The sequence below is a fragment of the Streptomyces musisoli genome (assembly GCF_016741855.1).
GTDB classification, from domain to species: Bacteria; Actinomycetota; Actinomycetes; order Streptomycetales; family Streptomycetaceae; genus Streptomyces; species Streptomyces musisoli.
In genome coordinates, this window is the sequence record NZ_JAERRH010000009.1 from 307,569 (window position 1) to 315,802 (window position 8,234).

Genomic DNA, 8,234 nt, shown 5'->3' on the forward strand with positions numbered 1-8,234 from the left:
AAGCCGCCGTGGACCCGCCCACGGCAAGCCGCTGCGGGCACGGCCACGGGAAGCCGCGGTGAGCCCGTTCGCCGGGCGCCGCCGTGAGCCCGTTCGCCGGACGTCGTTGCGGGGGGCCGCGGCCGGGCGCCCGGTGTCTTGGCCGGCCTGGCCGTCAGGCGGCCGTGGCCCGCTCCGCACGGACCTTGCGCGCGGCCGGCACCACCAGCGGAGTCCCGGTCTCCGGGTCGTCGATGACCTGGCAGCGCAGTCCGAAGACCTCCTCGACCAGCTCGGCCGTGACGATGTCGTTCGGGGCGCCCTCGGCGATCACCGTGCCGCCGCGCAGGGCGATGAGGTGGGTGGCGTAGCGGGCCGCGTGGTTGAGGTCGTGCAGGACGGCGACCAGGGTGCGGCCCTGGGTCTCGTGCAGCTCGGCGCACAGGTCGAGGACGTCGATCTGGTGCTGGATGTCCAGGTAGGTGGTCGGCTCGTCCAGGAGCAGCAGCGGGGTCTGCTGGGCGAGCGCCATGGCGATCCACACGCGCTGCCGCTGCCCGCCGGACAGCTCGTCCACGTACCGTTCGGCCAGCTCCGCGACCCCGGTCTGCCGCATCGACTCCTGGACGACGCGCTCGTCCTCCGCGGACCACTGGCGCAGCAGGCCCTGGTGCGGGTAGCGGCCCCGGCCGACGAGGTCGGCGACCGTGATGCCGTCGGGCGCGATGGACGACTGCGGCAGCAGGCCGAGGGTCCGCGCGACCTTCTTGGCGGGCATCGACTGGATGGCCTGCCCGTCGAGCAGTACCCGGCCCTGGTGGGGCTTGAGCATCCGCGACAGCGCCCGCAGCAGCGTCGACTTGCCACAGGCGTTCGGCCCGACGATCACCGTGAAGGAGTTGTCGGGGATCTCCACCGACAACTCCTCGGCGATGACGCGCTGGTCGTAGGCGAGGGTGACGTTCTCGGCGGAGAGGCGGTTCACAGCGGTGCTCCTAGGGTTGTTCGGGTTCGTGCCGCTCATATCCGGCCCGCCCGGCGCTCGGCGACCAGCAGCCACAGCAGGTAGGCGCCGCCGAGGACGCCGGTGACCACGCCGACGGGCAGCTGGTCGGCGCCGAAGGCACGCTGCGAGGCCCAGTCGGCGGCGACCAGCAGGGCCGCGCCCATGCACAGGGAGGGCACGAGGTTGGGTCCCGGCGAGCGGGTCAGGCGGCGGGCGAGCTGCGGCGCGGTGAGCGCGACGAAGCTGACGGGGCCCGCGGCGGCCGTGGCGGCGGCGGTGAGCAGCACGGCGGAGACCATCAGCAGCAGCCGCACCCGCTGCACACGGACACCGAGCGCGTTCGAGATGTCGTCGCCCATCTCCATCATCCGCAGGCCGCGGGCGTTGGCGAGGACCAGCGGGAGCAGCACGGCGCACAGCCCGAGCAGCGGCCAGACCTGCTCCCAGTCCCGGCCGCCCAGCGAGCCGGTCATCCACACCACCGCACGGGTCGCGTCGACCAGGTCGGCCTTGGTGAGCAGATAGCCGTTGACCGCCGTCATGATCGCGTTGACGCCGATGCCGACCAGCACCAGCCGGTAGCCGTGCACCCCCTGCTTCCAGGCGAGCACGTAGATGGCGAGACCGGTCGCCAGTCCGCCGACCAGCGCGCCCACGGTCACCTGGGCGGCGCTGCCGGACATGAGCACGATCACCACCAGGGCGCCGGCCGTGGACCCCTGGGAGAGGCCGAGCACGTCCGGGCTGCCGAGCGGGTTGCGGGAGATCGACTGGAACAGCGCGCCCCCGAGGCCGAGCGAGGCGCCGACCAAAAGGCCGACGAGGACCCGGGGCAGCCGCAGTTCGTTGACGATGAAGTCCTGGTAGGCAGTGCCGTTCCCGGCGAGCGTCCGCAGCACGTCGGCCGCCGGTATCTTCGCGTCGCCGGTGCCGATCAGGGCGATCCCGGCGGCGCCCGCCGCGGCCAGCAGCAGCACGACGACGGTCAGGGCGCGCAGGTCGACGTGCAGGGAGAGCCCGCCGGGGGTGCGTACGGCACGGCTCCTGGAGTGGGTCTTCACAGCTGGGCCGTCCTCCGCCGTCGTACGAGAAAGATGAAGACCGGTCCGCCGATGATCGCGGTGACGATGCCGACCTGGAGCTCTGCGGGGCGGGCCACGACCCGGCCGACGACGTCGGCGCCGAGCAGCAGCACGGGCGCCAGGACCGTGGCGTACGGCAGGATCCAGCGCAGGTCGGGGCCGGTGAAGGAGCGCACGACGTGCGGCACCATCAGGCCGACGAAGACGATCGGGCCGCAGGCGGCGGTCGCGGCACCGCTCAGCACCACGGCGGCCAGCATGGCCAGCGCCCGGGTGCGGTCGAGGTTGGCGCCGAGGGCGCGGGCGGTGTCGTCGCCCATCTCCACGGCGTTGAGCGGCCGGGCCAGCGCGAGCGCGAGGACCGTGCCGACCGCGAGGAACGGCAGCACCTGCGTGATGGTCGAGTAGCCGGCCGAGACCAGCGAACCCACGGTCCAGAAGCGCATCTTGCCCAGGGCCGCGCCGTTCGTGATCATCACGGCCTGGAGGTAGCCGTACAGGGCCGCGCTGATGGCCGTACCGGCGAGCGCGAGCCGCACCGGGGTGGCGCCCCGGCTGCCGCCGAGGAACCACACCAGTGCGCCGACCGCCGAGGCGCCCAGGAACGCGAACCACACATAACCGGTGAGGCTGGTGACGCCGAAGTAGGTGATGGCCGTGACGACGGCGGCGGAGGCGCCCGCGTTGATGCCGAGCAGACCGGGGTCGGCCAGCGGGTTTCGGGTCAGTGCCTGAAGCACCGCGCCCGAGAGCCCGAGCGCGGCTCCGACCAGCAGGCCGAGGAGCGTACGCGAGAGCCGCTCGTCCACGACCACGTCTCCGTACGTGCCCGTGTCGTGGAACAGGCCGTGCCAGACCTGGTCCAGCGACAGCCCTTTCGCACCGATCGCGATGCTCGCCAGAGCGACGAGCAGCAGGAGCACGACCGAGAGCAGGAGCCCAAGGGCCCTGACCACCCGGCGGGTTGGGGGCGCGGGGGCGGTCTCCGCGCGCTGTTCCGGAGGACTGTCGACCAACACGAGGTTAGGTTAGCCTACCCTCGCACTGATCTCGATCCCCGGTGTCGTGCGCGCGACCGCGGGACCGCGCTCCGGTGAACACCGCGGCGGGCCGCGTGTCGTGTCCACGGTCGCCACTGCGGATCGCGTTCCCTGCGGATGACACTGCGGGCGTGTTCCCTACGGGTGCCGCTGTGGGTCGCCGCACTGCGCGTACCGCTGCGGGCGTGTTCGCCGCGGGTGGTGTCGGCCGCGGGTGCCACCTCGGGGCGTCGTTCCCTGCGGGTGCCGCCTCCGGAGCGTCACAACCCCAGCCGGGCCAGCGCCTTTTCGCCGTCCAGCGCGCAGGAGCCCTCGCCCGCCGCCGTCCAGGCCGCCGCGGACAGCGCTCGCAGCCCGTCCAGCGCCTCGCCGTCGCCCGTCAGCTCCAGCCGGTCCGTCCCGGCCGTCGCCGTCCATCCGCCGCAGCTGAACCCCTCACCCTCCCGGGTGATTTCCGGCTGCCCGGTGAGCATCCCCCGCAGATCGGCGTCCACATAGGTCGGCCGGTGCTGCGGCGGCGCGGCGAGCAGCTGCGCCCCGTCGGTGACACCGGTCAGCACCAGCAGCGAGTCCACCCCGCCGTTGAACGCGCCCTCGATGTCCGTGTCCAGCCGGTCCCCGACCACCAGCGGACGCTCGGCACCCGTCCGGATGATCGTCTCGCGGTGCATCGGGGGCAGCGGCTTGCCCGCGACCTGCGGCTCGGCGCCGGTGGCGATCCGTACGACCTCCACGGCCGCCCCGTTGCCCGGCGCGATGCCCCGCCCGCTCGGGATCGTCAGATCGGTGTTGGACGCGAACCACGGCACCCCCCGCCGGACGGCGTACGAAGCCTCCGCGAACCGTGCCCAGCGCAGCTCGGGCCCGCCGTAGCCCTGGACGACCGCCGCCGGGTCGTCGTCGGCCGACTCCACCGGCGTGAGACCGCGCTCGCGCAGCGCCACCCGCAGCCCCTCCCCGCCGATGACCAGCACCCGCGCCCCGGCCGGCACCTGCTCGCTGATCAGCCGGGCGACGGCCTGCGCCGAGGTGATGACGTCGTCCGCGCCCGTGGGTATGCCCAGCTCCGTCAGGTGTTCGGCCACCGTGTCCGGGGTCCGCAGGGCGTTGTTGGTGACGTACGCGAGGTGCATGCCGCCCGCTCGGGCCACCGCCAGCGAGTCGACCGCGTGCGCGATGGCGCTGCCGCCCGCGTACACCACCCCGTCCAGATCGAGCAGCGCCGTGTCGTACGCCTCGTTCAGGGGCTGCCCACTGGCCTCGGGCCTCGTCCTGACGCTCTGGCTCATGTCCACATCGCTCCTCGTTCACTCGCCTTTCCCCCGATCATCCCCCATGCCACTGACACACGTACGATGCCGAGATGAACACAGCAGGTCACCCGGAGGCAACGCAGCGCCGCGGCCTGGAACTCACCCCGTTCCGAGGCCTCCGTTACGACCCGGACCGGGTCGGCAGCCTCGCCTCCGTCACTTCTCCTCCTTACGACGTCGTCGTACGGCCCGACGGCCTGCACCACCTCCAGTCGGCCGACCCGCACAACATCGTCCGGCTGATCCTGCCCCAGGCCGGCACCCCCAGCGCCCGCACCGAGCAGGCCGCCGACACGCTCCGCCGCTGGCTGGACGAGGGCATCCTCGCCGCCGACCCCGAGCCCGGCCTGTACGTGTACGAGCAGCGGGACGGCGACGGCATGCTCCAGCGCGGAGTCATCGGGACCCTGCGGGTCTCGGAGCCCGCGGAGGGCGTGGTGCTGCCGCACGAGGACGTGATGCCGCCCGTGGTCGCCGACCGTGCCGCCCTGATGCGCGCCACGCGCGCGAACCTGGAACCGCTGCTGCTGACGTACCGGGGCGACGGCTCGGCGGCGGAGGTCGTCGAGCGCACGGCGGAAAAGCCTCCGTTGCTGGCAACGACCACCGAGGACGGCTTCCGGCACCGCCTGTGGTCCGTCACCGACGCCGACGACCTGGCCCGCATCCAGACCGACCTCGCCGGCCGCCAGGCCCTGATCGCCGACGGCCACCACCGCTGGGCCACCTACCGGCGGCTGCGCGCGGAGCACCCCTCCCCCAGCCCCTGGGACTACGGTCTGGTCCTGCTGGTCGACACCGCCCGCTATCCGCTGCGGGTGCGCGCCATCCACCGCCTGCTCCACGGCCTGCCGGTCGCGGACGCGCTGCGGGCCGTGGAGGACCTGTTCCGGGTGCGGCGTCTCGACGTGCCGCTGGCGGACGCCCTGACGACCCTGGCGGACGCGTCCTGCGCCGGCAACGCCTTCCTGCTGGCCGGCGACGGTGCCTTCCACCTGCTCGACCGCCCCGATCCGGACCTGCTGGCCCGCACGGTCCCGGCGGACCGCCCGGCCGCCTGGCGCTCCCTGGACGCCACCGTCCTGCACGCCACGCTGCTGGAGCACGTCTGGCACATTCCCGAGGACTCCCCGGCCCACATCGCCTACATCCACGACACGGCGGCGACGGTCGAGAAGGCGGAACGGGACGGCGGGACGGCGGTCCTGATGCACCCGGTCCGTGAGGAGGTCGTGCGCGACCTGGCCCGGCAGGGCGTGACCATGCCCAGGAAGTCGACGTCGTTCGGCCCGAAACCGGCTTCGGGGCTGGTGCTGCGGGCGCTGGAGATCTGAGCCGGCACCGTACGGGGGGCGGACAGACACACGAAAGAGGGCAGACCCCGCAGGGGGCCTGCCCTCTTCTCGCTGACGTGCGTCAGTCCTTGTCGCCGTCCTCCGGGGAGGCGTCCGTGGACTCCGCGGCCTCGGTGACCTCGGTGGCCTCCGCGGCCTCGGTGGCCTCCGGAGTCGCCGCCTCGGTGGACTCCGCCGCCTCGGTGGCCTCGCTGGCCTCTACGGCTTCGGCGGACTCGTCGGCTTCGCTGGACTCGTCGGTCTCGTCCTCGGCCAGCGCGTCGACGAACTCGACGCCGTCCAGCTCGGCGAGCCGGTCGGAGGCGTCCGTGCTGCCGTCCCGGTCGGCCTCGACGGCCTTCGCGAACCACTCCCGCGCCTCGCGCTCCCGGCCGGCGGCCAGCAGGGCGTCGGCGTAGGCGTAGCGCAGGCGCGCGGTCCACGGCTGCACTGAGTTGGAGGCCAGCTCCGGGCTCTGGAGGGTCACGATGGCCGCGTCCAGCTGTCCCATGTCACGCCGGGCACCGGCGGCGACGAGCCGCATCTCGACCTGGCCGGCCTTGTCCAGCTTGTGCACCTCCGGGGCGCCGGCCATGTCCAGCGCCTTCTCCGGCCGGCCGAGCCCGCGCTCGCAGTCGGCCATCACGGGCCACAGCTCCACGGTGCCGGTCATCCGCCGGGCGGCCCGGAACTCGGCGAGGGCCTCGCTGTACTTCTGGTTGGCGTACGCGGCGAAGCCGGCGGCCTCGCGTACGGCGGCCACACGGGACGCCAGGCGCAGGGCCACCCTCGAGTAGCCGTAGGCGCCCTCGGGGTCCTCGTCGATGAGCCGGGCGACCATCACCAGGTTCCTGGCGACGTCTTCCGCGAGCGTCTTGGGCAGGCTCTGGAGCTCCTGCCGGACGTCCTTGTCGATCTCGTCGCCGGTGACGTCCTCCGGGATCGGCAGCCGCTTGATGGGCTCCCGGTCCCGGTCCCGCTCATCGCGGAAGCGGCCACCGCCGCGGCGGTCGTCGCGCCGGTCGTCACGGCGGTCGTCCCGTCCGTCACGGCCCCGGAAGCCACCGGGGCGACCGCCACGGTCGTCCCTGCGGGGGCCGCGGGCGCCGCGGTCGTCACGTCCGCGGAAGCCACCGCGCTCGCCCCGGTCGCCCCGGTCGTCCCGGCCACGGAAGCCACCACGGTCCTCACCACGGCGGTCACCACCGCGGTCGTCACGGCGATCGTCACGCCGGAACCCGCGGTCTGCGCGGTCGTCGTCGCGACGGCCGTAGCCGCCCCGGTCGTCGTCGCGACGGTACGAGGGACGGTCACCGCCGCGGTCGTCGCGACGGTACGAGGGACGGTCGCCACCGCGGTCGTCACGACGGTAGGAGGGACGGTCGCCGCCGCGGTCGTCACGGCGCTCGCCACCACGGTCGTCGCGGCGGAAGCCGCCGCGGTCGCCACGGTCACGGTCATCACGCTGGTACGACGGACGCGAACCCCGCTCGCCCTCGCGACGGTAGCCACCGCCACGGCTGTCGTCCCGCCGGTCGTCACGCCGGTCATCGCGGCGGTCGTCACGGCGGAAGCCGCCACGCTCACCACGGTCCCGATCGTCACGCCGGTCGTCACGCCGGTCGTCCCGGCGGTCGTCGCGACGGGCGCCGTAACCACCGCGGTCGTCACGCCGGCCGTAGCCGCCCCGGTCGTCGTCGCGACGGTACGAGGGACGGTCGCCACCGCGGTCGTCACGACGGTAGGAGGGACGATCGCCGCCGCGGTCGTCACGGCGCTCGCCACCACGGTCGTCACGGCGGAAGCCGCCGCGGTCGCCACGGTCACGGTCATCACGCTGGTACGACGGACGCGAACCCCGCTCGCCCTCGCGACGGTAGCCACCGCCACGGCTGTCGTCCCGCCGGTCGTCCCGGCGGTCATCGCGGCGGTCGTCACGGCGGAAGCCGCCACGCTCACCACGGTCCCGGTCATCACGCCGGTCGTCCCGGCGGTCGTCACGGCGGGCGCCGTAACCACCGCGGTCGTCACGCCGGCCGTAACCGCGGTCGTCGCGGCGGTCGTTGTCCCGGCGGAAGCCGCCGCGGTCGCCACGGTCACTGCGGTAGCCGCCGCGTTCACCACGGTCACCACTGTCCCGTCGCCGCTGGTCGCGCTCCGGTCGGTCGTCGGGAGAGTTGGTGGACATGGTGACTCCTGTCTTCGGTACCGCAAGCATTGTAAAAACGAAAGGACCCCTGGTCCCAGCTGAACGCTGGGACCAGGGGTCCTCCAAAGATTGTTCGGCGGCGTCCTACTCTCCCACAGGGTCCCCCCTGCAGTACCATCGGCGCTGTGAGGCTTAGCTTCCGGGTTCGGAATGTAACCGGGCGTTTCCCTCACGCTATGACCACCGAAACCCTAATGGTTTCGAGCGAACAAGCACACTTTGTAGTTATGCGTTCTGCTCTGAAGCCGGCAACAGTCGTTGCCTCAGAACT

At 73.1% G+C, this 8,234-nt stretch carries 6 protein-coding genes and 1 rRNA gene; 1 reads left to right on the forward strand and 6 read right to left on the reverse strand.

The genetic code is table 11. The features are described 5' to 3' along the window. Nucleotides 1–154: 154 nt before the first annotated feature. The 4 genes from JK361_RS24620 to JK361_RS24635 all read right to left on the reverse strand — a co-directional run bounded on the left by JK361_RS24620 (nt 155) and on the right by JK361_RS24635 (nt 4,396). A complete protein-coding gene (locus tag JK361_RS24620) occupies nt 155–1,003 on the reverse strand; it encodes an ABC transporter ATP-binding protein (protein WP_201821804.1) in 849 nt (282 codons plus the stop codon). Next, on the reverse strand, nt 1,000–2,046 hold the full coding sequence (locus tag JK361_RS24625; protein ID WP_201821806.1) for a FecCD family ABC transporter permease: 1,047 nt from the start codon (nt 2,044–2,046) through the stop codon (nt 1,000–1,002). The genes JK361_RS24620 and JK361_RS24625 overlap by 4 nt, the downstream gene beginning before the upstream one ends. Next, the gene (locus tag JK361_RS24630; protein ID WP_201821808.1) at nt 2,043–3,086 is read right to left on the reverse strand and encodes a FecCD family ABC transporter permease; all 1,044 of its coding nucleotides are present in this window, start codon (nt 3,084–3,086) and stop codon (nt 2,043–2,045) included. The genes JK361_RS24625 and JK361_RS24630 overlap by 4 nt, the downstream gene beginning before the upstream one ends. 281 nt (nt 3,087–3,367) lie before the next feature. Beyond that, entirely contained in the window at nt 3,368–4,396 is a 1,029-nt protein-coding gene (locus JK361_RS24635) for an HAD-IIA family hydrolase (protein ID WP_201821814.1), read from the reverse strand. 74 nt (nt 4,397–4,470) lie between these two features. On the opposite strand from JK361_RS24635, the gene JK361_RS24640 reads away from it, so the two are divergent. Beyond that, on the forward strand, nt 4,471–5,754 hold the full coding sequence (locus JK361_RS24640) for a DUF1015 domain-containing protein (RefSeq protein ID WP_201821815.1): 1,284 nt from the start codon (nt 4,471–4,473) through the stop codon (nt 5,752–5,754). Nucleotides 5,755–5,836: 82 nt separating this feature from the next. Here JK361_RS24640 and JK361_RS24645 read toward each other — a convergent pair whose 3' ends face one another. Together JK361_RS24645 and rrf are read right to left on the reverse strand one after the other, a co-directional pair. Further along, complete coding sequence (locus JK361_RS24645; protein WP_201821845.1) at nt 5,837–6,703, reverse strand: tetratricopeptide repeat protein; 867 nt, start codon at nt 6,701–6,703, stop codon at nt 5,837–5,839. Nucleotides 6,704–8,034: 1,331 nt separating this feature from the next. Next, a 5S ribosomal RNA gene (rrf, locus tag JK361_RS24650) occupies nt 8,035–8,151 on the reverse strand. Nucleotides 8,152–8,234 lie beyond the last annotated feature (83 nt).

What these genes read in the sequence shown, in the direction of transcription:
- JK361_RS24620 (WP_201821804.1), bottom strand. Translation starts at nt 1,003, where the DNA reads ATGAGCGGCACGAACCCGAACAACCCTAGGAGCACCGCTGTGAACCGC.
- JK361_RS24635 (WP_201821814.1), bottom strand. Translation starts at nt 4,396, where the DNA reads ATGAGCCAGAGCGTCAGGACGAGGCCCGAGGCCAGTGGGCAGCCCCTG.
- JK361_RS24640 (WP_201821815.1), top strand. Translation starts at nt 4,471, where the DNA reads ATGAACACAGCAGGTCACCCGGAGGCAACGCAGCGCCGCGGCCTGGAA.